The sequence below is a fragment of the Nonomuraea sp. bgisy101 genome (assembly GCF_057708945.1).
Genome location: NZ_JBYITD010000009.1, coordinates 232325 through 255873, shown reverse-complemented (window position 1 = coordinate 255873; position 23549 = coordinate 232325). Strand labels below are relative to the sequence as shown.

22 protein-coding genes are annotated in these 23549 nt (G+C 72.1%); 9 read left to right on the top strand and 13 right to left on the bottom strand.

All coding sequences use genetic code 11. From position 1 onward, the window contains the following. Positions 1-91 precede the first annotated feature (91 nt). On the top strand, positions 92-1024 hold the full coding sequence (locus tag AC3EO4_RS19410; protein WP_431896926.1) for a GNAT family N-acetyltransferase: 933 nt from the start codon (positions 92-94) through the stop codon (positions 1022-1024). A gap of 129 nt (positions 1025-1153) precedes the next feature. Here AC3EO4_RS19410 and AC3EO4_RS19405 read toward each other — a convergent pair whose 3' ends face one another. Together AC3EO4_RS19405 and AC3EO4_RS19400 are read right to left on the bottom strand one after the other, a co-directional pair. Beyond that, positions 1154-1561, bottom strand: a complete 408-nt coding sequence (locus tag AC3EO4_RS19405) for an SRPBCC family protein (protein WP_431896924.1) — start codon at positions 1559-1561, stop codon at positions 1154-1156. Further along, positions 1551-2396, bottom strand: coding sequence for a helix-turn-helix domain-containing protein (locus tag AC3EO4_RS19400; RefSeq protein ID WP_431896922.1), 846 nt, complete (start codon positions 2394-2396; stop codon positions 1551-1553). Before AC3EO4_RS19400 ends, AC3EO4_RS19405 begins: the two co-directional genes overlap by 11 nt. 502 nt (positions 2397-2898) lie before the next feature. Here AC3EO4_RS19400 and AC3EO4_RS19395 point away from each other — a divergent pair. Then, positions 2899-3264, top strand: coding sequence for a VOC family protein (locus AC3EO4_RS19395; protein ID WP_431896920.1), 366 nt, complete (start codon positions 2899-2901; stop codon positions 3262-3264). A gap of 113 nt (positions 3265-3377) precedes the next feature. Here AC3EO4_RS19395 and AC3EO4_RS19390 read toward each other — a convergent pair whose 3' ends face one another. The 4 genes from AC3EO4_RS19390 to AC3EO4_RS19375 form a co-directional block, all read right to left on the bottom strand. Further along, a complete protein-coding gene (locus AC3EO4_RS19390) occupies positions 3378-3557 on the bottom strand; it encodes a ferredoxin (protein ID WP_379582807.1) in 180 nt (59 codons plus the stop codon). After that, positions 3557-4708 (bottom strand): cytochrome P450, encoded by a 1152-nt coding sequence (locus AC3EO4_RS19385; RefSeq protein WP_379582809.1) that lies wholly within the window; start codon positions 4706-4708, stop codon positions 3557-3559. Before AC3EO4_RS19385 ends, AC3EO4_RS19390 begins: the two co-directional genes overlap by 1 nt. Beyond that, a complete protein-coding gene (locus AC3EO4_RS19380; RefSeq protein ID WP_431896919.1) occupies positions 4705-6270 on the bottom strand; it encodes an MFS transporter in 1566 nt (521 codons plus the stop codon). The genes AC3EO4_RS19385 and AC3EO4_RS19380 overlap by 4 nt, the downstream gene beginning before the upstream one ends. Positions 6271-6437: 167 nt before the next feature. After that, a complete protein-coding gene (locus AC3EO4_RS19375) occupies positions 6438-9641 on the bottom strand; it encodes an ATP-binding protein (RefSeq protein WP_431896918.1) in 3204 nt (1067 codons plus the stop codon). A gap of 51 nt (positions 9642-9692) precedes the next feature. Here AC3EO4_RS19375 and AC3EO4_RS19370 point away from each other — a divergent pair, with 51 nt between their 5' ends. After that, the gene (locus tag AC3EO4_RS19370; RefSeq protein WP_379572553.1) at positions 9693-10469 is read left to right on the top strand and encodes an acyl-CoA thioesterase domain-containing protein; all 777 of its coding nucleotides are present in this window, start codon (positions 9693-9695) and stop codon (positions 10467-10469) included. On the opposite strand, the gene AC3EO4_RS19365 is transcribed toward AC3EO4_RS19370, so the two are convergent. The 4 genes from AC3EO4_RS19365 to AC3EO4_RS19350 all read right to left on the bottom strand — a co-directional run bounded on the left by AC3EO4_RS19365 (position 10450) and on the right by AC3EO4_RS19350 (position 15820). Then, the gene (locus AC3EO4_RS19365) at positions 10450-12408 is read right to left on the bottom strand and encodes a sialidase family protein (RefSeq protein WP_431896917.1); all 1959 of its coding nucleotides are present in this window, start codon (positions 12406-12408) and stop codon (positions 10450-10452) included. The genes AC3EO4_RS19370 and AC3EO4_RS19365 overlap by 20 nt on opposite strands. A gap of 385 nt (positions 12409-12793) precedes the next feature. Then, positions 12794-14218: an NADP-dependent phosphogluconate dehydrogenase gene (gene gndA, locus AC3EO4_RS19360; protein ID WP_379572551.1), complete on the bottom strand. Its 1425-nt coding sequence runs from the start codon at positions 14216-14218 to the stop codon at positions 12794-12796. Positions 14219-14275: 57 nt separating this feature from the next. Further along, the gene (locus AC3EO4_RS19355) at positions 14276-14965 is read right to left on the bottom strand and encodes an HAD family hydrolase (RefSeq protein ID WP_379572550.1); all 690 of its coding nucleotides are present in this window, start codon (positions 14963-14965) and stop codon (positions 14276-14278) included. Positions 14966-14983: 18 nt separating this feature from the next. Then, complete coding sequence (locus AC3EO4_RS19350) at positions 14984-15820, bottom strand: hypothetical protein (RefSeq protein ID WP_379572549.1); 837 nt, start codon at positions 15818-15820, stop codon at positions 14984-14986. Positions 15821-15919: 99 nt separating this feature from the next. Between AC3EO4_RS19350 and AC3EO4_RS19345 the strand changes: the two genes are divergently transcribed. Together AC3EO4_RS19345 and AC3EO4_RS19340 are read left to right on the top strand one after the other, a co-directional pair. Beyond that, complete coding sequence (locus tag AC3EO4_RS19345; RefSeq protein WP_379572548.1) at positions 15920-16573, top strand: NAD(P)H-binding protein; 654 nt, start codon at positions 15920-15922, stop codon at positions 16571-16573. 5 nt (positions 16574-16578) lie between these two features. Next, the gene (locus AC3EO4_RS19340; protein ID WP_379572547.1) at positions 16579-17616 is read left to right on the top strand and encodes an aldo/keto reductase; all 1038 of its coding nucleotides are present in this window, start codon (positions 16579-16581) and stop codon (positions 17614-17616) included. On the opposite strand, the gene AC3EO4_RS19335 is transcribed toward AC3EO4_RS19340, so the two are convergent. Then, positions 17546-18256, bottom strand: a complete 711-nt coding sequence (locus AC3EO4_RS19335; RefSeq protein ID WP_379572546.1) for a TetR/AcrR family transcriptional regulator — start codon at positions 18254-18256, stop codon at positions 17546-17548. The genes AC3EO4_RS19340 and AC3EO4_RS19335 overlap by 71 nt on opposite strands. Before the next feature lie 184 nt (positions 18257-18440). Between AC3EO4_RS19335 and AC3EO4_RS19330 the strand changes: the two genes are divergently transcribed. From AC3EO4_RS19330 to AC3EO4_RS19315, 4 genes are all read left to right on the top strand, one after another. Continuing rightward, a complete protein-coding gene (locus AC3EO4_RS19330; RefSeq protein ID WP_379572545.1) occupies positions 18441-19355 on the top strand; it encodes an ABC transporter ATP-binding protein in 915 nt (304 codons plus the stop codon). Continuing rightward, the gene (locus AC3EO4_RS19325) at positions 19348-20115 is read left to right on the top strand and encodes an ABC transporter permease (RefSeq protein WP_431896916.1); all 768 of its coding nucleotides are present in this window, start codon (positions 19348-19350) and stop codon (positions 20113-20115) included. The genes AC3EO4_RS19330 and AC3EO4_RS19325 overlap by 8 nt, the downstream gene beginning before the upstream one ends. After that, positions 20112-20909, top strand: a complete 798-nt coding sequence (locus tag AC3EO4_RS19320) for an ABC transporter permease (RefSeq protein WP_379572543.1) — start codon at positions 20112-20114, stop codon at positions 20907-20909. The genes AC3EO4_RS19325 and AC3EO4_RS19320 overlap by 4 nt, the downstream gene beginning before the upstream one ends. A 302-nt stretch (positions 20910-21211) precedes the next feature. Then, positions 21212-21667 carry an SAM-dependent methyltransferase gene (locus AC3EO4_RS19315; protein WP_379572542.1) on the top strand — a complete coding sequence of 152 codons (456 nt, stop codon included), beginning with the start codon at positions 21212-21214 and terminating at the stop codon, positions 21665-21667. Here AC3EO4_RS19315 and AC3EO4_RS19310 read toward each other — a convergent pair. Both AC3EO4_RS19310 and AC3EO4_RS19305 read right to left on the bottom strand, forming a co-directional pair. Then, positions 21658-23271, bottom strand: a complete 1614-nt coding sequence (locus AC3EO4_RS19310) for a phosphoenolpyruvate--protein phosphotransferase (protein WP_379572541.1) — start codon at positions 23269-23271, stop codon at positions 21658-21660. The genes AC3EO4_RS19315 and AC3EO4_RS19310 overlap by 10 nt on opposite strands. Then, on the bottom strand, positions 23264-23548 hold the full coding sequence (locus tag AC3EO4_RS19305; protein ID WP_379572540.1) for an HPr family phosphocarrier protein: 285 nt from the start codon (positions 23546-23548) through the stop codon (positions 23264-23266). Before AC3EO4_RS19305 ends, AC3EO4_RS19310 begins: the two co-directional genes overlap by 8 nt. Position 23549: the final 1 nt, after the last annotated feature.

The following is a 23549-nucleotide window of genomic DNA, read 5'->3' as shown; positions in this document are numbered from 1 at the left end:
AAACCACTGTGTGCGTGTTTCGCCCGACCTGCACGAAGACGCCCACCGCCGCAGCGGTAGCATCAGGCGCCCATCGACATCCGGAGGCAGCATGCAGATCCGTCCCACGACGGAAGCCGACCGCGAGCAGGTCACAGCTTTCACGGTCGACGAGCCGGTGAGCTGGATTCCCGCCGATCGGTACCTGGCCGAACTCGCTGACAACATGTACCGGCCCGAGTGGACCTGGATCGTCTCCGACGGCGGCAGGATCGTGGGACGCGCCCTGTGGTGGGGCCAGCAGGACAGCCCCGAGCCACTGGCGCTCGACTGCCTGCACGTGCAAGCGTCCGTCCCGGACCGTGAGGGAGTCGCGGCCGCGCTGCTCGAAGCGGGCCACCGCGCCTTCGGCCGCGCCAAGCCGCCGCTGTACAACCTGACCCTTCCGAACGGCTGGCGCGACGACCCCGCGGTGTCGTCGGCCGTGGCCTGTCGCAAGACGGCCTCCACGGCGGCCGGCCTGGTCGAGGAGGTGGAACGGCTACGCCTGGAATGGACCCCCGAGACCGGCGTCCCCTCCTCCTCGGGACGGCTGCGCTTCGCCGAGGCGACGGACGAGGAGTTCCTCGACGTGTTCCGCAGGATCGCCGTCGGCAGTCTCGACGCCGAAACGCGCAGAAACGTGGCCGCCCTCGGTGCCGAAGCGGCAGCTCGCGAAGAGATGGAGTTCTACCTCGACCGCCCCGGCAAGCGAGAGTGGTGGCGGGTCGCCCACACCACGGACGGAGCGGTCGCGGGCCTGGCGATCCCGTCCGCCACGCCGTACAACGTGAACGTCGGCTACCTCGGCGTGGTCCCGGAGCTGCGAGGACACGGCTACGTCAACGACATCCTCGCCGAGATCACCCGCATCCACGCCGAGAACGGCGCCGAACTGATCACGGCCACCACCGACACCGCGAACGCCCCGATGGCCGCCGCGTTCGCCCGCGCCGGTTATCGGAACACGGAGGTCCGCCTCATCTTCTCCGCGCCCGCAGACTGACGATCAACTGAGCGCCGACCCCACACCCGCACTCCACCCCGGCAGCCCCACCGCACTTCGCCGGCCGAGCTCCCACCCCTCCGCCACACATCCATCCGGTGGGGTGTGGGGCCGTGTTCAGGCTTCGGGTCAGGACTCGACATGTCGGCGAAGGTTGGCCAGGTGGACGCGCCAGCCGGCCCGGTGGTCGGCCGCCATCGCAGCCCCATCAGGCAGCCGGTTCCAGCCCGTCTCCCTGATGCGGACCTCCGTGTCGGCACCGCGAGCCGTCAACACGATCTCCACGTCGGTCGACGCCGCCTGCCCGTCATCGGACCAGCTGAAGGCCAGGATCTCCGGCGCGGCGGCGCGCGTCACCAGGCCGCGCGTCACCACCGGTTCGCCGTGCTCGCCGGTCCAGCGCTCCTCCAGCGAGCCGCCCACGACGGGCTCCATGAACAGGTAGTCCCACCACTCGGCCCGATCGGCGTGGTCGGTGAACGCCCGCCACACCCGTTCGATCGGCGCGGCGACGACAGCGGTCTCGTCAACGTTCATCAGCGGACCTTCCAGACAGAAGGCGCCGCAGCGCCGTGGGCGTGTGGCCGAGGTGGCTCCGGACCGTGCGGGTCAGGTGCGCCTGGTCGGCGAAGCCCAGCTCCACGGCCAGCTCAGCCAGGCTCGTCACACCGCCCTCCAGCCGCTCAAGCGCTCGGCCGACCCGCACCCTGTTGCGGTAGTGCGTGAGCGAGACGCCCATCTCCCGGGTGAAGGCCCTGCTCAGCCGGTACGGCGAAGCGCACAGCAACTGGGCCAGCGAGATGAGCCCCTCGGCGGCAGGATGGTCCGCGAGGATCGCCTCCCTCGCCGCCGAGACGAGCCGCCCCCTGACCTCTGACGAACGGGGCACGCTCATGACCTGTGGCGCGGACCCCTCATCGGTGTGGGAGGCCCGTCTCAGAACCGTCCCGAGCAGCCCCAGCAGACTCTCGGAGAGCGCGAAACCCGCGTCACCGCCCTTGGCCGCGCGCAGGAAAGCGCGGTGGGCCAGCTCGACCCCGGCGTCCACGTAGACGGTCGGACGGAGCCTGCCCGGTCGTTCGCCGGTCAGCGAACGCCACAGCGCGGGCGTGAGGCTGAGCGCGGTGCACACATCGCCGCCCGCCGGATGCGCGAACCGCTCCTCCTCGCCTGGCACGCCCAGATAGGCCATCGTCGGATCCACCAGCCCGTCGACACCGTCCGTCATCCGCCCGAACCTGCCGCTGCGAACGAGCACCAGCCGGTAGTCGTCGTTGACCTCGATCCGCGACCAGCCCCGATGATCGTCGGCACAGGTCACGGTATCGACGGTGAAGCCCGGCCCCGTGCCGAGACGACGGTTGGAACGCATGATGCGAACGGTACGCTTCGCCACCGACATTTCCCGGAGACCGGTCGAGCCTTGGGCCGCCCGGCCGCGCGGTCGGGCGGCAGCAGGCCCGATCCCACCCGGCGGTTGGTCGTGGCCGGTGCGGCTCGGGCCTCGGCTGATCTGAGCGCGAGAGGTCGGGTCGGCTGTTGCGCTCCAGTGCCGACTCGGTCCCGAATGCCTCCAGCGAGCCGGCCATCCGAGCCGGCCATCCGACCGGTTGGCTGAGTGGGCCACGGTTGGCTGAGCCGGCCATCCGACCGGTTGGCTGAGCCGGCCAGCTGAGCCGGCGAGCTGAGTCGTTCAGCTGACCGCCTGAGCCGGTTGGCTGAGCCGTTCAGCCGACTGCAGGAGGCGGCCGATGGGTGAGCGGAGGGCGGCGGCACGAGCCTGAGGTGTGGGGCTGCGGAGAGGACGGTAGACGTCGGAATGGCGCGCAAGGATGTTCAAGACCCGGGGTGGGGGAGACGGGCAACCTGGGCGCATGACAACGAACATCGCCGCTCTCGCGGAAATCACCACCATCGTCGTCGACTCCGTGCGTCCGGCCGCGATGGCCGAGTTCTACCGCACCGTGCTGGGCGGTCAGATCACCCACAGCGACGACGACTTCGCCGCCCTCGACACGGGCCGCTTCCAGTTGGCCTTCCCCAAGACCGAGGACTACCAGGCCCCCGCCTGGCCCGGCGGCACCAAGCAGGTGCACCTCGACCTCAAGGTCGCCGACCTGGACGCGGCTGAGAAGGAACTGCTCGACCTCGGCGCCACCAAGCCCGACTTCCAGCCGGGTGGCGGCGACTGGGTGGTGCTGGCCGACCCTGAGGGGCACTTGTTCTGCATCGCCGCATGAGATCCGCGACCGGCCCCCGCCATGACACAGCGGGGGCCGGAAAGCTCACCCGTCCGGCCGTAGATCGCCGTCGGCCGGGGCGGGGCGGCGCTGACCGAGCCCGCGCCGTCGGGTCAGTCTGACCTGATCGCCTGGGTCGGGCAGCCGGTGGTGGCGCGCCGTACCCGATCGCCTGAGGCGGTCGCGTCGAGCAGAACCACGCGGCCGTCCTCCTCATCCTGGGCGAACACCTCGGGCGCGGCCAGCGCGCACTGCCCTGAGGAGGCGCATCGCTCGCGGTCCACCGTGATCATCACCACTCCACCTCCAGCCGGTGCACGCCGTAGATCGCCATGTCGTTCTTGAACGGCACCTGCTCCAAGGGGACGGCCAGGCGCAGGTGGGGCAGGCGGCGGAACAGCGCGGGGTAGGCGATCTCCATCTCCATGCGGGCGAGGTTCTGCCCGATGCACTGGTGGGGTCCGAACCCGAACGCCACGTGGGGCGCCTTGGGCCTGGTGACCTGCAACTCGTCGGGGTGTTCGAGCAGGGCGGGGTCGCGGTTGGCGGAGGCGAGCGAGCAGGTGACGAAGTCGCCTTCGGGGATCGCGTGGCCGTCGAGCTCCAGGTCGGCGTTCGCTCGGCGGTACATGCCGACGTCGACGATCGACAGGTAGCGCAGGAGTTCGTCCACCGCGGTCCTGGCCGCCTCGGGGCTCTGCCGTACCAGAGCGAGCTGGTCGGGGTGCTGCAGGAGCAGCAGGGTGCCGAGGCTGAGCATGTTGGCCGTGGTCTCGTGGCCGGCGATCAGCATCAGCACCGCGACGCCGATCAGCTCGTCGTCGCTCAGATCGGTGTCGAGCAGGTCGTCGAGCAGCCCCTCACCGGGTTCGGCGCGTTTGCGGGCGATGAGCTCGGACAGGTAGCCCGCGAACTCCAGCGCGGTGGCCTCCTGTTCCTCCACCGTGGTGGTGAGGCTCAGCATCTTGGCGCTGGCGTGCTGGAACTCCTCCCGGTCCGCGTACGGCACGCCCAGCAGCTCGCAGATCACCAGCGAGGGGATCGGCAGGGCGAAGTGCTCCACCAGGTCGGCCGGTCGGGGCCGTCGTCCGAGCGCGTCGAGCGTGTCGGTGACGATCTGCTCGACGCGTGGGCGCAGCCTGTTCATGCGCTGGACGGTGAACCGTCCCGTCATCATCCGCCGCAGCCTGGTGTGTCTGGGCGGGTCCATCTGGATGAACATCCCCGGCTCGGGCTCCACGGCACGCAGCGGCACGCCGAGGAAGCCGCCGTCGATCTCCGAGCTGAAGCGCGTGTCGGCCAGCACCTGCCTGACCAGGTCGTGCCTGGTCACGAGCCACACGTGATCGCCGTTGGCCAGCCGTACCTTGCTGATCGGCTCGTCCCCCATGCCCGCGGGCGGGTCGAACGGACACGTGCCCCTGTCGGTGGGAAGCGCTCTCATCTGTCAGCTCCTTGTCGTGTGTGAAGTGGCGTCGACGGGTCGAGAGGCCGCTCGTCGTCGACGAGGGTGGGTAGGCCGCGCAGCGTGAACAGCGCCAGCACCGCCACGGCCGCGACCAGGCCGCCGCCGATCAGCGAGGTGAGCTGGACGGCGTGCACGAACGCCTCGGACGCCGCCGCGACCACCTGCGCGGCCAGCCGCGCCGGCAGGTCCGCCGCCGCCTGCAGCGCCGTCGCGATGGAGTCGCGCGCCGCCTCGGCGCTCTCGCTCCCCAGCCCGGCGGGCAGCCGGAGCGTCTGCCGGTAGAGCCCGCCGAGCAGGCTGCCGAGGAGCGCGATGCCCAGGGCCGCGCCCAGCTCGTAGGCGGTCTCGGCGATCGCGGAGGCCGCCCCTGCCCGCTCCTTCGGCACCGTGGCGATCACGGTGTCGGCGGTGACCGTGAACGACAGCCCCGCGCCGACGCCGATCAACAGCAGCGAGCCGAGGACCACCGGATAACCGGACTCGACGGGGAGCGTCACCAGCACCGCCAGCCCGGCCGCGGACAGGCCGAGCCCAAGCGAGATCACCACGGCCCTGCTCCAGGCCCGCGCCAGCCTGCCCGCCGCCAGCGCGGCGACCGTGGACGCGGCCATCGCGGGCAACTGGGCGAGCCCGGCCTGCAGCGGCGTCCAGCCGAGCACGAACTGCATGTGGAGGGAGAGGAAGAACAGCGTGCCGATCAGCGCGAACACCGCGATCATGTCGCCGCCGACCGCGCCAGAGAACGCCCTCCGCCTGAACAGCCGCACGTCGATGAGGGGATGGGCGAGCCTGGTCTGCCGCCGCCAGAACGCCACCAGCGCGGCCACTCCCACGACCGCCGCGACGAGGACGCCTGTGTGGGCGAGGCCCGTGTGGGCGGCCTCCTTGACGGCGTAGATGACGCCGATCACGCCGACGATCGACAGCAGCACGCTCGGCACGTCCATCGGGCCGGGGGCGGGGTTGCGCGACTCCGGCAGCGTGACGGCCGCCACGATCAGGACGAGCACCATCACAGGGACGTTGATCAGGAAGACCGAGCCCCACCAGAAGTTGTCGAGCAGCGCGCCGCCCAGCAGCGGCCCCGCCGCCGCGCCCGCCGTGGTGACCGAGCTCCACAGGCCGATCGCGGTCGTGCGCTCGCGTGGATCGGTGAAGATGTTGCGGATGATGGACAGCGTGGACGGCATGATCGTCGCGCCCGCCACGCCCAGGACGGCCCTGGCGGCGATGAGCAGCTCGGGACTGGGGGCGTAGGCGGTGGCGAGCGAGGCCAGGCCGAAGGCGGTCACGCCGGCCAGCAGCACGCGCTTCCTGCCGAATCTGTCGCCCGCGTTGCCCGCCGTGATCAGCAGGCCGCCGAGCACGAACCCGTAGATGTCGGCGATCCAGAGAACCTGGGTGCTGGAGGGACGCAGCGCTTCGGAGAGGCTTGGGATCGCCAGGTGCAGCACGGTGCCGTCGATCACGATCAGCGAGACGGCGAGGCACAGGCTGGCCAGGGCCGCCCAGCGTCTCGTCCTGCTCAAGGGATGCATGCCGTCAACGATGGACCGGGGCTCGCACGCGGCCCGCACGCCGTGCGCACGCGTCCGCACCCGGCCCGCACCCGGCCCGCACCCGGCCCGCACGCGGACTCACGCCGTCCCGAAGAGCTGTCCGTCGGAGGGCCGCGTTCGCCGGGACGAGCGCGCGGTGGAGTGAACTAGTACGGAAGCAGTCCGGCGATCTGGTCCCGGGGCGTCTGCCTGCCGCGCCGGTACAAGCGGTCGAACGCCGCGTCCCCCAGCTCGCTGCGCGCGTCGCCGGCCGTTCGCGCCACGTCGGGCCCGTCGGGCAGGCAGACGCCGCGCAGCGACTCGGCCGCCCCCAGAAGGAAAGCCGCCCGGCCCGCCGCCCCCTCGCGCAGCGTCAGCTCGGCCATCGCCTCGACCGCTCCAGAGGCGCCCGGCAGGTCGAGCACCTTGACCAGCAGGTCGTGGGCCTCCCGCAACGTGGCACCCGACCTGCGCAGGCGCCCGAGCCCGATGAGGATCCGTCCGCGCGTCTCGCCGGCACCCAGCCAGTGCACCGAACAGGCTTCGAGCGCCGTCGCGTACAGCGTCTCGGCCTGCGCGCCGTCGCCGGTCAGCCGCGCCAGTTCCGCCAGACCGTACATGACCACGGCCGCCGCCTCCGAGCCCGGCAGGCGGCCCACCAGCGCGGCGGCCTGCTCCAGCTCCGCCCGCGCCGCTGCCAGGTCGCCCGCCCTGGCCAGCTCCGCGCCCCTGCGCGAGAGCACCAGCGCGGTGTCCTCGGCCGCGCCGAAGGGCGCGATCACCTCCAGCGCCTCCTCGGCCGTGGCGATCGCCGTCGCGTGGTCGCCGCGCCAGCCCGACAGCTCCGACAGCTGCAGCATCGCCTGACCCACCCCCCATCTGTCGCCGGCCACGCGGAAGGTGTCGAGCGCCATGCGCAGCTCGCGCTCGCCCGCGTCGACCTCGCCCGCGCCGAGGCGCAGGAAGCCGACGAGCAGCCTGGCGAAGGCCCTCGTCCACGGGTCGGAGTCGGTGGTCGCCGCCAGGAGCGCCGGCAGCAGCATGGCGTAGTCGCCCTCGGCGATCGACGGGTACGGCCTGACCATGGCCACGAGCGGGTTGCGTGGCGGCCCGGCCAGCCCCTCGGCCAGGCGTTCGGCGTTGGCCAGCAGGTCACGAAGCGTGTCCTCCTGCGCGGGCCTGCCGCCTCCTGCCAGTTGCAGCGAGCAGACGATGTAGTCCTCGACCAGGTTCGCAGGCGGCTCCGGCCCTACGAGCTCGAGCGCCTCCACCGACGCCGCGGCCCCTTCCGACCTGATCCCGCGCAGCCACCAGTACATCCACAGGTCGGCCACCAGCCGCAACGCCAGCCCGCTCCTGCCGGTGTCGATCGCGAACCGTATCGCGGTGCGCAGGTTGTCGTGCTCGGCAGCCAGCTCGGCCAGGCAGCGCAGCTGGTCCGGGCCCCTCAGCTGCGGCTCGGCGGCGGCGGTCATGGCGGCGAAGCACTCGGCGTGCGCCAGCCGTACCCGCTCCTGCTGGCCGGACTCGGCCAGCCGTTCGGCGCAGAACGCGCGGACGGTCTCCAGCATCCTGAATCGCCCGCCGTCGGCCTGCAGGATCGACTTGTCGACCAGCGCGGCCAGCAGGTCGAGGTCGCCGCCGCAGACGCGCTCGGCGGCGTGCGCGGTGGCGCCGGAGGCGAACACCGACAGGCGGGCGGCGAGCTCGCGCTCCGCCGGGTCGAGCAGGTCCCAGCTCCACGCGACCACGGCCCGCAACGTGCGATGACGCGGCAGCGCGGTGCGGCTGCCGGCGGTCAGCAGGCTGAACCTGTCGTCGAGCCGCGCGGCCACCTCCTCGGGGGTGAGCGCGCGCAGCCGGGCCGCCGCCAGCTCGATCGCGAGCGGCAACCCGTCGAGGGCGCGGCAGATGCGCAGCACGGCGTCGAGGTTGGCCTCGGTGACGGCGAACCCGTGGCGTACGGCGCCGGCCCTGTCGGCCAGCAGCCGCACCGCCGGATGCTCGCGCGCCTCTGCAGGCGACAGGTCCCGCATCGGCCGGGGCAGGGGCGGGACCGGCAGGACCTGCTCGCCCGGGATGTTGAGGGGTTCGCGGGAGGTGGCCAGCATGCGCACCCGTGGGCACTCGGCGAGGATCCTGTCGGCCAGCAGGGCGGCGGCCTCGACGAGATGCTCGCAGTTGTCGAGGACCAGCGTGACGGAATGGCCCGCGAGCGCCGCCACCAGCACGTCGGCGGGCGTCTGGGCCTCGGGGCGTGTCAGCGGACCTGGGGTCAGCGGGCCGGGAGCCTCGGTGTGCGCGTGGGGCAGGCCCAGCGCGGTGAGCACGGGGAGGGCGACGTCGGAGCCGGGGCCGAGGGGGGCGAGCTCGACGAAGCACACCTCGCCGAGGCTCGCGGCCGCCTCGACCGCGAGCCTGGTCTTGCCCGCGCCGCCCGGGCCCGCGAGCGTCAGCAGGCGGCCCTCGTCGAGCAGCTCGCGGACCAGGCGCACCTCCTTCTCACGGCCGACGAAGCTGGTGGGCCGGGGCCGCGGCCCTCTGGGCCGCAACACCGCGCCCGCGCAGGCGGTCTCGCCCGGCGCGGGCGCGGCGGGGGAGAGGCCGGCAGGGGAGTCCGCGGACAGGGCAGCCCGAGGGACGGCTCCGGGAACGCGGGCGGCAGAAGGCGAGGAGGGTGAGAGCAGACGCACGTGAAGCGCGGCCAGCTCGGGGGAGGGGTCGGCGCCCAGCTCCTCGGCCAGCGCCCTGCGCGCCTGCTCGAACGCCTCCAGCGCCTCGGCCCTGCGGCCCGCGCCCGCCAGGGCCCGCATGTGCTGGCCGCGCAGCCGCTCCCGCAACGGGTGCCGCCTGACCAGCTCGCCCAGCTCGGCCACCAACTCGCCGTCCGGCGCCGAGCCGTCGAGCAGGTCGGCCTCGACCCTGTCCTCCAGCGCTGCGAGCCGCAGCTCTTCCAGCCTCACGGCCTCCCCCTCGGCGAACGGCAACCCCAGCACGTCGGCCAGCGCGGGGCCGCGCCACAGCCCGAGCGCCCGGCGCAGCAGCCGTGAGCGTTCACCGGCGGCGGAGGCCCGCCTCGCGTCGGCGACCAGGCGGGTGAACAAGTGGGCGTCGACCTCCAGCGGATCCACCACCAGCCGGTAGCCCGCGGGGCCCAGCTCCAGCGGCACCCCGACCACGCCGCGCAGCCGCGACACCTGCGACTGCAGCGCGTTGACCGTGCCGGAGGGGCCGTAGACGTCGTTGATCAGCCGCTCGACCGAGACGACCCGCCCCGCCTCCAGGGCCAGGAGCACGAGCAGGCCGCTGAGCCTGGCGCCCCGCACGGGGACGCCGGCCACCTCCGTGGGGCCGAGCACGCCGAATCGCATATCTCGATTGTCGGCACCGGCGCCCCCTCCGGCGTTTTAGAATCCGATTCTGTGGATAACAACGGGGCGTTCTTCGCCTTCGCCGAAGGCGCGTTCGTCCCAGCCGCGCACGCGCACAGCCCATGGGCGACCGACATGCTGCACGGGCGGCTGCTCGGCGCTCTCGCCGCCAGAACACTCGAGGCCGAGCACGGTGAGGAGGGGCTGCGCTTCGCGCGGCTGACCGTCGACCTGTTCCGCAACACCCCGCTGCTGCCGATCACGGTCGAGACGGTGAGGGTCAGGGACGGCCGTAGGATCAGGGTCGCCGACGCCGTCCTGTCCACCGAGCAGGGCCCGGTCGCCAGGGCCGGCGCGGTGCTGCTGCGCGAGGGCGGGCAACCGCCGGGGGAGAGCTTCCGCACCGCGGCGTGGGACGCGCCCGTGCCCGACGGCCCTCCGGGGAACGACGGGCCGCGCCTGCCGTTCGACCTGTGGCGGCTCACCACGTGGGGCGTCGACCCAGGACCGCACAGGGCGTGGGTCAGGGAGACGTACCCGCTGGTCGAGGGCGAGGAGGTCACGCCGTTCACCCATGCCGCGCTGGCCGCCGACTTCGCCAGCCCGCTCAGCAACGTCGGGTCGGCAGGTCTGCACTTCATCAACGCCGACTACACGCTCACGCTGAGCCGCCTGCCGAGAAGCGCCGAACTCGGCCTGGAGGCCACGGGGCACCTGAGCGCCGACGGCATCGCGACAGGCCAGTGCGTCATGCACGACACGCAGGGACCGATCGGTTACTGCGTGGTGAGTGCCGTCGCCAACCCCGCTATCCGAGCGTTGCGGTGACCAGGGTCCAGTCGAGGAGGGCCTCGGCGCCGCCGCTGACCCAGTGGGCGGCGTGCGGTCGCTCGCGGTTGTCCTGAACCACCCAGCTCGCCCCGGTGTCGGCGCCGTCGGCGAACAGGCGGGCCACCCCCGCGCTGTCGACCGCGACCCGCCAGAGCCCCGCACTGCCCCTGTGCACCCGTCGCCACCTGGTCGATCCCTTGGTCATCGCCCAGACCTCGTCCCGCTGCACGGTCATCATGAGCCTGCGCGCGCCGTTGGCGACCTTCGTGCCGAGGCTCACGCCGCGTCCCGTGACCGGGTCGAGGGTGGCGGCGGTGACCACCCTGCCCCGCAGTTCCACGGTGAAGTCGCATGATTCGGCGATCTCCAGCGGGACGCTCGCCGAGCCGCGCAACCTGAGTCTGTCGCCGGTGACCGTGCTGGTCGACAGCTTCCAGTCCGCCCACGACAGGCCCGCGAGATTGTCGGTGACCTCCGCCGTGGCCTGACCCGACAGGGTGGTCTCCCGAGGCCCCTGCCTCGAGGGCGGCGTCCCCTGTGTCGCCGATGTCTCTGGCGTCCCCAGTGTCCAGCGCACCCCCGTGTCCGCGTCCTCGCGCCACAGGGCCGCGCGGCCGCGCCGGTCGGCGACGACGCGCCACCGGGCGCCTCCGGGACCGAGGACCCGCCGCCCGTCGACGAGGACGCCCTCGGCTCCCACGGTGAGGTCCAAGCGGCCGCCGACCGTGAGCCGGAAGTCCTCGCCCTCGACGGTGGCGACGAACCCGGCGTCGGGTGCCTGCGGCACCGATCCAGGGCCTGCCAGCCGTACACCGGTGAAGGCGCGGGTCAGGTCGAGCCTGGCCACCCTGATCCCGATCTGGTTGTGCTCCCAGACGACGAAGAACCGGCCGGGCTCGTACTCCTCGGCGCCGGCGTAGACGTCCCAGCCGCGGGCCGCGCCGGCGGTGAGCCTGGTCCCGTCGGCGAACAGCCGTCCAGGACCCCAGGGCAGGCCCTGCGGCTTGACCTTGTAATGCAGCACCTCCCGGTACTGCTCGGGCTTGTCGCCGCGGAACGGCCCCGCGAGCGTGTTGTAGATCGTCAGGTACCGGCCCTCGCCATCTCTGGCAAAGAAGCCTTTAACGTAATAATTCGGGATCTGGGGGTCCAAGGTCATCGGTGCCCAGGTGAGCCCCCCGTCCGTGCTCGTCGACACCGCCGCGTAGGCCGCATGGGCGCGGTATCTCGCGTCCCTGTCCTCCGGGGACGTGCCGCCCCGCAGGTCGAGCGCCCTGGCCACCATCACCAGGCCGCCCTCCTGTGACGGCGCCACCTGCGGCTCCTCCACCCCGATGCCCGGCGGCGGCTGCGCCGATCCCCCTGGGCGCCAGGTCCGCAGGTCCGTCGAGCGAAGCACTCCCGCCCTGGTCCCGCCACTCGTCTGCCGCCAGTACGGCAGCAGCCACACCCCGTCGTACCTGATCGGTTTCCCCGCGACCACCACACCCCGGCTGTTGGGCGGCACGTCGACCGTGATGGGAAAGTCGTGCCAGGTGGCACCCGCGTCCGCACTGCGTTTGGCGACCATGCGCACAGGGAAGCCGTCCACGTTCCCCGCCTGGTCGCGGTCCTCGGCGATCGTGATGCGTCCCAGAAGGGCGTAAAGCACACCAGAATCGTTGAGGAAGATCACGTAGTGGTAGCGGTGCGTGTCCGTCGCTTCGGCCAGCGTCCCCGTGACCCAGGTGCGCCCGCCGTCCGCCGATCGGGCGTAGCCGATCGAGCCCTGGTCGTTGGGCGTGGGATCCAGGGAGTCCTTCACTCCCGCCCGCCATCCCACCACCAGCCGGTCGGCGTCCAGCACCGCGATGTCCGGCACTCTGTTGCCCTCGTGCGCCAGTTCCCCGTCGGCGCGCCTGCTCACCGTGCTGTAGACCGTCACGGGATCGCTCACGCACGGCCCCACCACGTCCGACTCCGGCCATGTCACCCACCCATCTTCCGCCGCCGGCCCGCCGTCGGGTGACCGTGATCACCCGACGTTCACGTGCCCGCCGCCTTACGGCAAGCACCAGGAAGCCCACCGTAGTCACCGGTGACCCTCCGTCCATGCACGCCACTCCAGCGGGACTTCGGCGCGCGCCGTCACATCGGGCTCGTACCCCTCCACTCCTACAGGACGTCATGTAAAAACGCGGAAAACCACACAAGCCCCGCAGCGCAGGCGCTGCGGGGCAAAAAATCTACAATGTAAAGGCGTCCGGCCGGGCGAGGCGGCCGCCGCTCACCCGACACGTCGAGGATGACGAGCCGCCGGCCCGGTCAGCGGGCGGGGGCGATCACGCGGAGCGCTCGGCCCTGTCGCCCGACCAGTCGGTGTGGAACGCGCCCTCCTTGTCGACCCGGTGGTAGGTGTGGGCGCCGAAGTAGTCGCGCAGTCCCTGGACGAGGGCGGCGGGCAGCCGGTCCCTGCGCAGCCCGTCGTAGTAGGCCAGCGCGGAGGAGAACCCGGGAGTGGGCACGCCGATCCTCACCGCCGTCGACACCACCCGTCGCCAGGCGTCCTGGGCGGCGGCCAGCGCGCCCGCGAACCCCTCGTCGGCCAGCAGCGTGGGCAGGGCGGGGTCGGCGTCGTAGGCGGCGCGGATCCTGTCGAGGAAGCGTGCCCTGATGATGCAGCCGCCCCGCCAGATCGTGGCCATCGCGCCGAGGTCGACGTCCCAGCCGTACTCCTTCGAGGCCGCGGTGATCTGGTCGAAGCCCTGCGCGTAGGCGACGATCTTGGAGGCGTACAGCGCATGCCGTACGTCCTCGATCAGCTCCTTGCCCGCGACGCCGGACAGCGAGGGCCCCTGCAGGCCGCGGGCGGCAGCGCGCTGCTCGGGGTGGCCCGACAGGGCGCGGGCGAAGACCGCCTCGGCGATGCCGGTGACGGGGACGCCCAGCTCCAGAGCGCTCTGGACGGTCCAGCGGCCGGTGCCCTTCTGCTCGGCGCTGTCGACCACGACGTCGACGAAGGGACGCCCGGTCTCGGCGTCGACGTGGTCGAGCACCTGGGCGGTGATCTCGATGAGGTAGGACTCGAGCTCGCCCTCGTTCCACTCCCGGAAGACCTGGGCCAGCTCGGAGGGGGAGGCGCCGAGCGCCTGGCGCAGCAGGTCGTAGGACTCCGCGATGAGCTGCATGTCGGAGTATTCGATGCCGTTGTGCACCATCTTCACGAAGTGGCCCGCGCCGTCGGGGCCCACGTAGGTGGCGCAGGGAACGCCGTCGACCTTGGCGGAGATGTCCTCGAGCATCGGGCCGAGCGCCTCGTAGGACTCGCGGGAGCCGCCCGGCATGATGCTGGGACCGAGCAGCGCGCCCTCCTCGCCGCCCGAGATGCCGGTGCCGACGAAGTGGATGCCGCGCTCGCGCAGCGCCGCCTCCCTGCGCCTGGTGTCCTCGAAGTGGGCGTTGCCACCGTCGACGATCATGTCGCCCGGTTCCATCAGGTCGGCCAGCTGGTCGATGACGGCGTCGGTTCCCGGCCCCGCCTTCACCATGATGATCGCCCTGCGCGGCCGCTTGAGCGAGGCGACGAACGCCGCCATGTCCTCGGAGGGCAGGAACGTGCCCTCACCGCCGAACTCCTTGACCAGCGCCTCCGTACGGCTGTGCGAGCGGTTGTGCACCGCGACGGCGTAGCCGTGGCGGGCGAAGTTGCGGGCCAGGTTGCGGCCCATTGTGGCAAGTCCGGTGACGCCGATGTCTGCCAGATCCATGTCAGCTCCTCTTGCGGAGATACGCATCCTTCACGTGATCGGTTTGGCGGTGCGCGCTTATTCCCCCAGGCGCACGCCCAGCTCGTCCAGCCGGTTGAGCATGTCGGCCGGGTCGGAGTAGACGCGGAAGGCGCCTGAGCGTTCGAGTTCGTCCCTGCCGTACCCTCCGGACAGCAGGCCGACGCCCAGCGAGCCCGCTCTCCTGGCGGCCAGCAGGTCCCAGACGCTGTCGCCGACGACCATGGCGTGGTGGGGGTCGACGCCGAGCAGCGCGGCTCCGGCCAGGAAGAGGTCGGGGTCCGGTTTGGCGCGCCGTACCAGGTCGCGGGTGACCATGGGGGTGTCGTCGGGCAGCTTGAGCATGGACAAGGCCAGGCGGGCGGTCATGGCGTACCCGCTGGTGGCGATCGCCCAGGGAACCTGGCGGGCGGTCAGCTCGCGCAGCAGCTCGACCGCGCCGGGCAGCGGCCTGACCGTGCCGATCTGCTCGGTGTAGGCGGCGGCGTGGGCCTGCTGGAGGTCGTTGATCTGGTTCTGCGTGAGGGTGAGTCCGGTCTCCCTGAGCAGCGCGGTGACGAACAGGCCGCCGCTCATGCCGATCCTGCGGTGGATCCGCCACACCGAAAGGTCGATGCCCATCCCCGACAGAGCGCTGCGCCAGGCGATGACGTGCTGGTAGACGCTGTCGATCAGGGTGCCGTCGAGGTCGAACAGGAAGGCGGGACCAGGTGGTTCGGTGTAGTCCATCTGTCCATTGTGAGCACCTCACACGAGGAAGATGACCGTGAGGCCGATGACTGCGTCAACTACGGCGCACCACTCGGCGTAGCCGCGGGGGACGACGGCGTTCGCGCGGTGGTGGGCGAGGTCCCACAGCGCGTGGGCGAGCCATCCGCCGCCGATAAGGAACCGGGCGAGGTTCTCGTCGGCCGACAGCGCCACGAGGGCCAGCACGAGGTAGGCGGCGAGCCCGGTCAGTTGCAGCGCCAGGACCCTGCGGTCGCCGAGCGTCCTGCGGTAGACGCCGATCGCCAGGTAGGCGCCGGGCAAGGCCAGGAGGATCAGCGGCGGCGGGACGAAGGGGTCGGTCCAGACGCCGAAGGTGAGCAGGAGGGCGATCCACGTCGGCCGGCGGCGCTTCAGCGCGGCGACGAGGGGGTGGGAGGGCTGTTGCGGACGGCGAGCAGACGGGTGGGCAGACGGATGAGCATGGTGGGCGCCGTACTCCTCGCGCCGCCGGAGCATGACCGCGAGCATGGCGGGGAGCATGAGCACGTGCCCGGCGATCATCACCGTGTCGCCGGAGACCAGCCCGAGCCAGAAGGGTGGCAGGAGCAGCAGGAACGGCACGTACATCGCGGCGCCCATCTCGGCGACGGGCTGCCAGGAGTGGCCGCGGTGCCGCATCCACACGGTCATGGCCGCGGTCATGTCGGTGGCCATGATCAGAGCACCCACGTCGGCCCGGCCGAAGACGGCGGCAAGGCCGAGCCACTCGCCCGCCGCTGCCCAGACGGGTGCCAGGAGCAGCATGCCGATGATCATCGCGAGCAGCATCTCGCCGTAGTGTCTGGCGAACAGGAGGGTGGAGGTCTTTGGCATGGCCTCAGCCTCGCGGCGGCGCCGCGGAGGCGGCAGGTGCGCGGCGTCACCTGGTCACCGTGTGGAACGCATGGCTCACTCGTGTGAAACGCTGGAGGCATGCGGGTTGTGATCGCGGGTGGACACGGTAAGATCGCGCTCCGGCTGGAGCGGAGGCTGGCCGACCGGGGCGACCAGGCCGTCGGGCTGGTCCGCAATCCCGATCATCGGGCCGACGTGGAAGCTGCGGGCGGGCAGGCCGTCGTCTGCGACCTGGAGAGCGCGGGCGTCGACGAGGTCGTGAAGGTGCTCGAGGGGGCCGACGCGGTCGTGTTCGCCGCCGGCGCGGGTCCCGGCAGCGGGGCGGCCCGCAAGGACACCGTCGACAGAGCCGCATCCGCGCTGATGGCCGAAGCGGCGGAGCGGGCGGGCGTGCGCGGGTTCGTGCAGATCTCCTCCATGGGCGCGGGCGCGCCGCCTGGCGAGGACGCCGACGAGGTGTGGGCGGCCTACATCGCGGCCAAGACCGCCGCGGAGGTCGATCTGCGCGGGCGCGACCTGGACTGGACGATCCTGCGGCCCGGCGGTCTGACCGACGAGCCGGGGACGGGAAGGGTGCTGCTCGGCCCGCCGCCGCTGCCCAGGGGCAGCGTGTCGCGTGACGACGTGGCCGCGGTCGTGGTGGCGCTGCTCGACGAGCCGCGCACCGCCGGCAGGACGCTGGAGCTGGTCAGGGGAGATGTACCCATCGACACAGCCGTTCGGGCACTCTAGGAAGAGTGACTGAACACCGCGTACTCGGCAGGACCGGTCTCAAGGTCAGCCCGCTGTGCCTCGGCGCCATGATGTTCGGCGCGTGGGGCGAGCCGTCCGTGGAGGAGTCCACCAGGATCATCGGACGCGCGCTCGACGCGGGGATCAACTTCATCGACACCGCCGACGTCTACTCCGGCGGCCAGTCGGAGGAGTTCGTCGGCCACGCGCTGGCCAAGTCGGGCAGACGCGACGAGGTCGTGCTGGCCACGAAGGTGCACGGCGTGATGGGCGAGGGGCCCAACCAGCGGGGCAACTCCAGGCGCTGGATCTTCCAGGCCGTTGAGAACAGCCTGCGCAGGCTGGGCACCGACTGGATCGACCTGTACCAGATCCACCGTCCCGACCCCGACACCCACATCGAGGAGACCCTCGGCGCGCTGACCGACCTCGTACGGCAGGGCAAGATCCGCTACCTGGGCAGCTCGACCTTCCCCGCCCATCAGCTGGTCGAGTCGCACTGGGCGGCCGATCGGCGCGGCCTGGAACGGTTCGTGTGCGAGCAGCCGCCGTACTCGCTGCTGGTGCGCGGCGTCGAGGCCGACGTGCTGCCCGTCGTCCAGAGCTACGGCATGGGCGCCATCGTGTGGAGCCCGCTGGCGGGAGGGTGGCTGACCGGCGCCTACCGTGAAGGCGCCGAGCCGCCGCGCTCGCGCAGGGCCGACCGGCTGCCCGAACGCTACGACCTGTCGCTGCCCGGCAACCGGCGCAAGCTGGAGGCGGTCGAGGCCCTGGCGATCCTGGCGGAGGAGGCGGGGCTGACGCTGATCCAGCTGGCGCTGGCGTTCACGCTGCGGCATCCGGCGGTGACCTCGGCCATCATCGGGCCGAGGACGATGGAGCACCTGGTGAGCCAGCTCGCCGCCGCCGACGTGAAGCTGACCGATGACGTGCTCGACAGGATCGACGAGATCGTCCCGCCCGGCGTCACGCTCAACGAGGGCGACAGGGGCTGGCGCCCTCCCGCCCTGACCGACCCGCGCCTGCGCCGCCGCCCCGCATAGCCGCCGACAAGAGCACAGCCGCCGACAGGAACCGCCGCCCGATCGGCCCCGCACAGCCGCCGACAAGCACGGCCGCCCGATCCAGCCGGAGGAGGCGCGGAGGCGCGGAGGCGCGGAGGCGTGGGCGCGTCAGCAGGTCGACGGCCTCCTCCGCCGACAGCCCCGCGCGTGCGCCAGGCTTGCCGGCAAGCGCCTTGGCCGCCCCCTGCTGGACGACATACCGCGGATCGACGTCGTGGGGCCACAGCGCGGCGACCTCGGGGTCGCCCGCGGACGCCGCCTCCAGCACCCGGCCGATCGGCGCGACCCGCTCCAGGACCGAGGTCGTGCCCGTGACGTAGGCGCGCAGCATGTCCTGGGCGGTGCCGAGCGCCAGCGCGCCGGTGTACCAAGGACGGTCCATCGTGGCCACCGGCTCGTCGTCGCCCGCGATCGTCACGTCGACCAGCTCCTTGAGCAGGGTCCGCTTGTTGCCGAAGACGAAGTAGATCGTCTGTACCGCGACCCCGGCCCTGCGGGCGACGTCCTGGAGGTTCGTCGCGCCGTACCCGTCCCGGACGAACAGCTCGAGCGCCGCCTCCAGGATGCGCCGGCGCGTCTGCTGCGCCTTCTGGGCTCGTCTAGCTCGTCCGTTTGACATCTCTCATGATTAGAGTTTATCTCTAGTTATGAACACTAGATTTCAACTCTAGAGATGAGCTGTCATCACCGTCACCGCGTCCATGCCGGCCACGCCACCTCACCCGCCGACGCCATGGACCAGCGGTGACCGCAGTGTCCCGGCCATACGACCCGTGGCCGGATTCCCCCATCGAGGAGATGACGTGATCGAGATCGACGCGTTGACGAAGGTGTACGGGCCGGCGCAGGTCCGGGCGGTCGACGAGGTGTCCCTGCGCGTCCCCGCCGGATCGGTCTTCGGCTTCCTGGGACCCAACGGCGCGGGCAAGACCACCACCATCAAGATGCTGGCCGGGCTGCTGACCCCCACCTCGGGCCGGGTCAGGCTGGGCGGATTCGACGTGGCCCGGCAGCGTTCGGCCGCGATGGCGCAGTTCGGCGCCGTGCTCGAAGGCTCGCGCAACGTCTACTGGAGCCTGTCGGCATGGCAGAACCTGATGTACTTCGGCAGGCTCAAGGGCCTGCGCAAGGCCCGGGTCGCCGAGCGTGCCCGGGACCTGCTGACCGATCTGGGTCTGTGGGAGCGGCGCCACGACAAGGTCGGCGGCTTCTCGCGCGGCATGCAGCAGAAGGTCGCGATCGCCGCCGCCCTGATCGCCGACCCGCCGATCGTCCTGCTGGACGAGCCGACGCTCGGCCTCGACGTCGAGGCCACCCGCACCGTCAAGGACTGGATCGCCGAATGGGCCCGTGAGCTGGGCACCACCATCCTGCTCACCACGCACCAGCTCGACGTGGCCCAGGAGCTGTGCGACCGGGTGGCCGTCATGCGCGGAGGCCGGCTCGTGGCCGACCTGCCCACACGGGAGCTGCTGGCGCGCTTCCGCGAGCGCGACAGGTACGAGATCCGCCTCGAGGGGACGGCCCCACCTGGGTTCGACGCCGTCACGCGCGACGGCGTCACCACGATCAGCGTGCGGGTGAGCGAGCCGCGCGAGATATACGAGGTGGTCGACCGCCTGCGCGCCCAGTCGGTCGTCCTGGAGTCGCTGACCCAGGTCCAGCCCGATCTGGAGGACGTGTTCCTCGCCCTGGTGAACGAGGTCTCTCATGCTTAGCGTCCTGGGCGCGGAGATCGGCAAGGGCCTGCGCGTTCAACTGGCCCATCCGGTCGGCCACGTCATCACGCTGCTGATCAGCACCATGATGTACCTCGGCCTGCAGTTCGTCCTGGGGCAGGGCGAACTGCGTCAGGACCTGCTGCCGCCGACCCTGGTCGCGATCGGCGGCTACTGGTTCCTGCAGTACGCCGGCCTGGTGATGGTGGCCGACCTCATCGAGGAGAAACGCGCGGGCACCTTCACGCAGGCCCAGATGACCCCGGCGCCGCCATGGCTGCCGATGCTCGGCCGGCTGATCACCGCCTCGGTGTTCGGCCTGGCGGTGGCCGCCGTCGCCTGCCTCGTCCCCATGCTGGCGGCAGGGATCACGATCCCTGCGCCCGGGGCGGCGTTCCTGCCCGCCCTGCTGTTGGGAGTCGACGTGCTGGCCTTCACCTTCCTGATGGCCGCCCTCGCCCTGGTCTCCCCGATGATCGGCGCGCTGCAGTCGCTGTTCACCTCGCTGGTGCTGCTGCTCAACGGCTCGTTCCTGCCGCTGGCCCTCTACCCGGACTGGCTGGCAGCCCTGGCAAGAGTCCTGCCCACCACCCTGGGCGTCGAGGCGATCACCCAGACGCTGTTCGAGGGCCGCACCCTGGCCGTGCTCTGGAGCGGCGGCACCCTGCCCTGGCTGCTCGCCCACACCCTCGCGCTCACCGCCGTCAGCGGCCTGCTGTTCGTCCGCAACCACTGCCGAGCCCTGCAGGAGTCGTCGTGACCTTCGCCCGCGGATTCGCCGCAGAAGTCGGCAAGGGCCTGCTCAACCTGATCGCCGGATGGCGCGAAGTCCTCATCCAGATGATCACGTTCCCGCTGTTCTACCTGCTCATCGTGCTGTTCATGGGACGCGGGCAACTGCGCGCCGAACTGCTGCTGCCCGTACTGCTCGGCATGGTGGCGCTGACCTTCATCCACGAGCAGGTCAACCGGGTGTTCTGGAGCTATCTGGGCGACATCCAGTCCGGTGTGCTGGAACAGACGTATCTGACGCCGTTGCCCTCGGCGGCGCTCGTTCTCGGCCGCCAGGTCGCCGCCGTGGTCTCGGCCCTGCCCACCGCGCTGGCCGTCCTGGCCACCGGCGCCACCGCCATCGCCGTCCAGGGCGGGCACGTGCCCTTCACCGCGCAGGTGCTCGTGCCGCTGGCCGCGATCGCGGTGGGCACGTGCGGGCTGGCCCTGATCCTCTGCGGGCTGACCCTGGTGTTCAAACGCATCGAGATCATCACGCAGCTGTCGGTGGCCGTCTACGCCATCGCGGGCGGCACCCTGGTCCCCCTGGCCGCCATGCCCGACGCGATCGCCTTCCTCAGCCGGCTGGTCGTCCCCATCGCGCCCGGCATCGAGGCGATGCGCGACATCCTGCTCGGCGGGCATTCCCTGGTCGCCCTTCCGACCGGGTGGGGTCTGGGCTGGCTGCTGGTCCAGCCGCTGCTCATCACGGCCACGGGAGTGGTCCTGTTCAGGCGGCTCGAACACCGCGCCATGCGCCGCGGCACCCTCGGCCGCTACTAGAGAACCACGGCTGGAGACCGGAGTCCGGTCCGCGACCGGATCGGCTCCGGAACGGCGGAGCCGTCACCGGCGTCGGCCCGATTCCCACGCCTGCCGCCGCCGTCGGCCCGGCCATCCTGGGACGACACCGTCCGAAGACGTGAACCCCCGGCGGGCCATCGCGGCACGCCGGCCACCACGAGAACCTGGAGATCACCATGACCTCGGATCCTGTGACCTCGGATCCTGTGACCTCGGATCCTGTGACCTCGGATCCTGTGACCTCGGATCCTGTGACCTCGGATCCTGTGACCTCGGATCCCGTGACCCTGCGACCCGTCGGCAGGGTCGTGGGCGGTCGCGGCGAGATGTTCGAAGACGGCTGGCACGACGTGCGCGCCGTGATCCGGCTGGACGAAGAATCCTTCACCGTCTCGGCGACGCTCGGCCTGGAGTACTTCTCCCACGTGGAAGTCGTCTTCCTCTTCGACCGGATCGACCCTGCGATGGTGCGTGCCGAGCCCCGCCCCCCGAGGGGAAACCCGGACGCGGCGCCCGTGGGGGTCTTCGCCCACCGCGGGCCGTACCGCCCCAACCGGCTCGGCGTCTCCCGCTGCCGGCTGCTCGCCGTGGACGGCCTGGAGCTGCACGTCGCCGACCTGGACGCGCTGTCAGGCACGCCGATCCTGGACGTCAAGCCGTACCTGGCCGAGTTCGGCCCCCGTCATCCTGTCGTCCAGCCGGCCTGGGCGACCGAACTCATGCGCCGCTACTTCTGAGGCTCCTGCCGACCGGCCAGCCGCCTGCACTCGGCCATCGTGTGCCCGGCCAGCGCCTGCCGTACGGCGGGCACGCTGACCGCCGCCATCGACAGGCTCGTGACGCCCAGACCGGCCAGCACCGGCGCCAGCCGCGGATCGCCCGCCGCCTCGCCGCACACCCCGACGGGCTTGCCCGCGGCGCGTCCGGCGTCCGCGCACATGCCGATCAGCCGCAGCAGGGCGGGCTGCGCGGGGTCGAGCAGGTCGGCCAGGTCGGGATGCTGGCGGTCGGCGGCGAAGGCGTACTGGCTGAGGTCGTTGGTGCCGATGCTGAGGAAGTCCACCTCCTCCAGCAGTTCGGCGGCCTGCAGCGCGGCCGACGGGATCTCGACCATCACGCCGACGTGCGCGATGCCCTTGCGCCTGGCCCTGTCGGCGAACGCGGCGGCCTCCTGCCGCGTGGCGACCATGGGCGCCATCACCCGGGGGCTCGCGCCCGTCCGCAGCGCCGCCTCGGCGACGGCCTCCAGCTGGGTGTCGAGGACGGCGGGCCGTACCCGGTCCACGCGCAGCCCGCGGACGCCCAGCGCGGGGTTGGGCTCGGGCGGCAGCCCGAGGAAGGGCAGCGGCTTGTCGGTGCCGGCGTCGAGCGTCCTGATGACGGCGTCGGGACAGGCGGCGAGCACCTCGGCGTAGGCGGCTACCTGCTCGTCGAAGGAAGGGGCGCTCCTGCGGTCGAGGAAGAGGAGTTCGGTGCGGAACAGGCCCACGCCCTCGGCGCCCTCGGCCAGGTCGGCGGCGGAGCCGATGTTGAGCAGCAGCTTGACCGGATGCCCGTCGGCGGTCCTGCCGGGGCCCCTGCTCCCGCCGAGCGCGGCGCGCCTCGCGGCCTCGCCCGCCCTGATGGCGGCGGCCTCCTGCTCGTCGAGCCCGGTGACGAGTTCTCCCGATCCGCCGTCGACGGCGACGATCGCCCCGTCCGGCAGGTCCTGCGCGCCCGCGCAGGCGACGACGGCAGGCAGCCCCCTGGCCCTGGCGAGGATGGCGGTGTGGCCGGTCGGGCCACCCTTGGCGGTGACCAGCGCCAGCACGTCGGGGCCGAGCGTGGCGGTGTCGGCGGGCGAAAGGTCCTCGGCCACCAGCACGAACGGATGGCCGGGGTCGGGAACGCCGGGCATGGGCAGGCCCATCGCGGCGGCCACGGCGCGGCTGCGCAGGTCGTCGAGGTCGGCGGCGCGCTCGGCGAAGTACCCGCCCGCCGCGACCAGGGCCTCGCGGTGCATGGCGAAGGCCCTGTCCAGCGCGTGGACGGCAGGCAGGCCCGCGCCGACGTGCGCCTGCGCCGCCTCCAGCAGCATCGGGTCGTCGGCCATCATCGCCTGGGCCTCGAGGATGTCGCGCTCCTGCCCCTCGCGCGCCCGCTCGGCCCGCCTGGCCAGCTCGGCCGCCACGGTCCGCAGCGCTGTGCGCACGGCCTGCTCCTCGGCCGCGCCGTCCAGGCCCCGCCCGTCGGCGGCGGGCAGGGGCGGGAGCGCCGGCGGCTCGGCCATGCGGACGACGGGTCCCGCCGAGCGGCCAGGGCTGACGCCGAGTCCCTTCAACCGCTCGGGAGGCTCAGCCATCTGCCGGCTCCTCGGCGTCCAGGTCGCGCGCGAGCAGCTCGGCCAGGGTGTCGACGGCCGCCTGCCCCTCCGCGCCTTCGGCCGAGAGTGTCACCTCGACGCCGTGCACCGCGCCGAGCGACAGCACCCCCAACATGCTGGTGGCGGGCACGGACTTGCCCGAGCCGACCGCGATCCGCACGGGCACGCCCAGCCTGACCGCCTCCTGCACGAAGAGCCTGGCGGGACGGGCGTGCAGGCCCGTCCGCGAGGCGACCACCACGGTGCGCTCTGCCATC

Excerpts from the sequence above, each read along its gene's own strand:
- AC3EO4_RS19400 (WP_431896922.1), bottom strand. The coding sequence starts at position 2,396 with ATGCGTTCCAACCGTCGTCTCGGCACGGGGCCGGGCTTCACCGTCGAT.
- AC3EO4_RS19385 (WP_379582809.1), bottom strand. The coding sequence starts at position 4,708 with ATGAGAGCGCTTCCCACCGACAGGGGCACGTGTCCGTTCGACCCGCCC.
- gndA (WP_379572551.1), bottom strand. The coding sequence starts at position 14,218 with ATGGATCTGGCAGACATCGGCGTCACCGGACTTGCCACAATGGGCCGC.
- AC3EO4_RS19345 (WP_379572548.1), top strand. The coding sequence starts at position 15,920 with ATGCGGGTTGTGATCGCGGGTGGACACGGTAAGATCGCGCTCCGGCTG.
- AC3EO4_RS19390 (WP_379582807.1), bottom strand. The coding sequence starts at position 3,557 with ATGATCACGGTGGACCGCGAGCGATGCGCCTCCTCAGGGCAGTGCGCG.
- AC3EO4_RS19410 (WP_431896926.1), top strand. The coding sequence starts at position 92 with ATGCAGATCCGTCCCACGACGGAAGCCGACCGCGAGCAGGTCACAGCT.
- AC3EO4_RS19350 (WP_379572549.1), bottom strand. The coding sequence starts at position 15,820 with ATGCCAAAGACCTCCACCCTCCTGTTCGCCAGACACTACGGCGAGATG.
- AC3EO4_RS19355 (WP_379572550.1), bottom strand. The coding sequence starts at position 14,965 with ATGGACTACACCGAACCACCTGGTCCCGCCTTCCTGTTCGACCTCGAC.
- AC3EO4_RS19395 (WP_431896920.1), top strand. The coding sequence starts at position 2,899 with ATGACAACGAACATCGCCGCTCTCGCGGAAATCACCACCATCGTCGTC.
- AC3EO4_RS19405 (WP_431896924.1), bottom strand. The coding sequence starts at position 1,561 with ATGAACGTTGACGAGACCGCTGTCGTCGCCGCGCCGATCGAACGGGTG.
- AC3EO4_RS19375 (WP_431896918.1), bottom strand. The coding sequence starts at position 9,641 with ATGCGATTCGGCGTGCTCGGCCCCACGGAGGTGGCCGGCGTCCCCGTG.
- AC3EO4_RS19305 (WP_379572540.1), bottom strand. The coding sequence starts at position 23,548 with ATGGCAGAGCGCACCGTGGTGGTCGCCTCGCGGACGGGCCTGCACGCC.
- AC3EO4_RS19380 (WP_431896919.1), bottom strand. The coding sequence starts at position 6,270 with ATGCATCCCTTGAGCAGGACGAGACGCTGGGCGGCCCTGGCCAGCCTG.
- AC3EO4_RS19310 (WP_379572541.1), bottom strand. The coding sequence starts at position 23,271 with ATGGCTGAGCCTCCCGAGCGGTTGAAGGGACTCGGCGTCAGCCCTGGC.
- AC3EO4_RS19325 (WP_431896916.1), top strand. The coding sequence starts at position 19,348 with ATGCTTAGCGTCCTGGGCGCGGAGATCGGCAAGGGCCTGCGCGTTCAA.
- AC3EO4_RS19335 (WP_379572546.1), bottom strand. The coding sequence starts at position 18,256 with ATGTCAAACGGACGAGCTAGACGAGCCCAGAAGGCGCAGCAGACGCGC.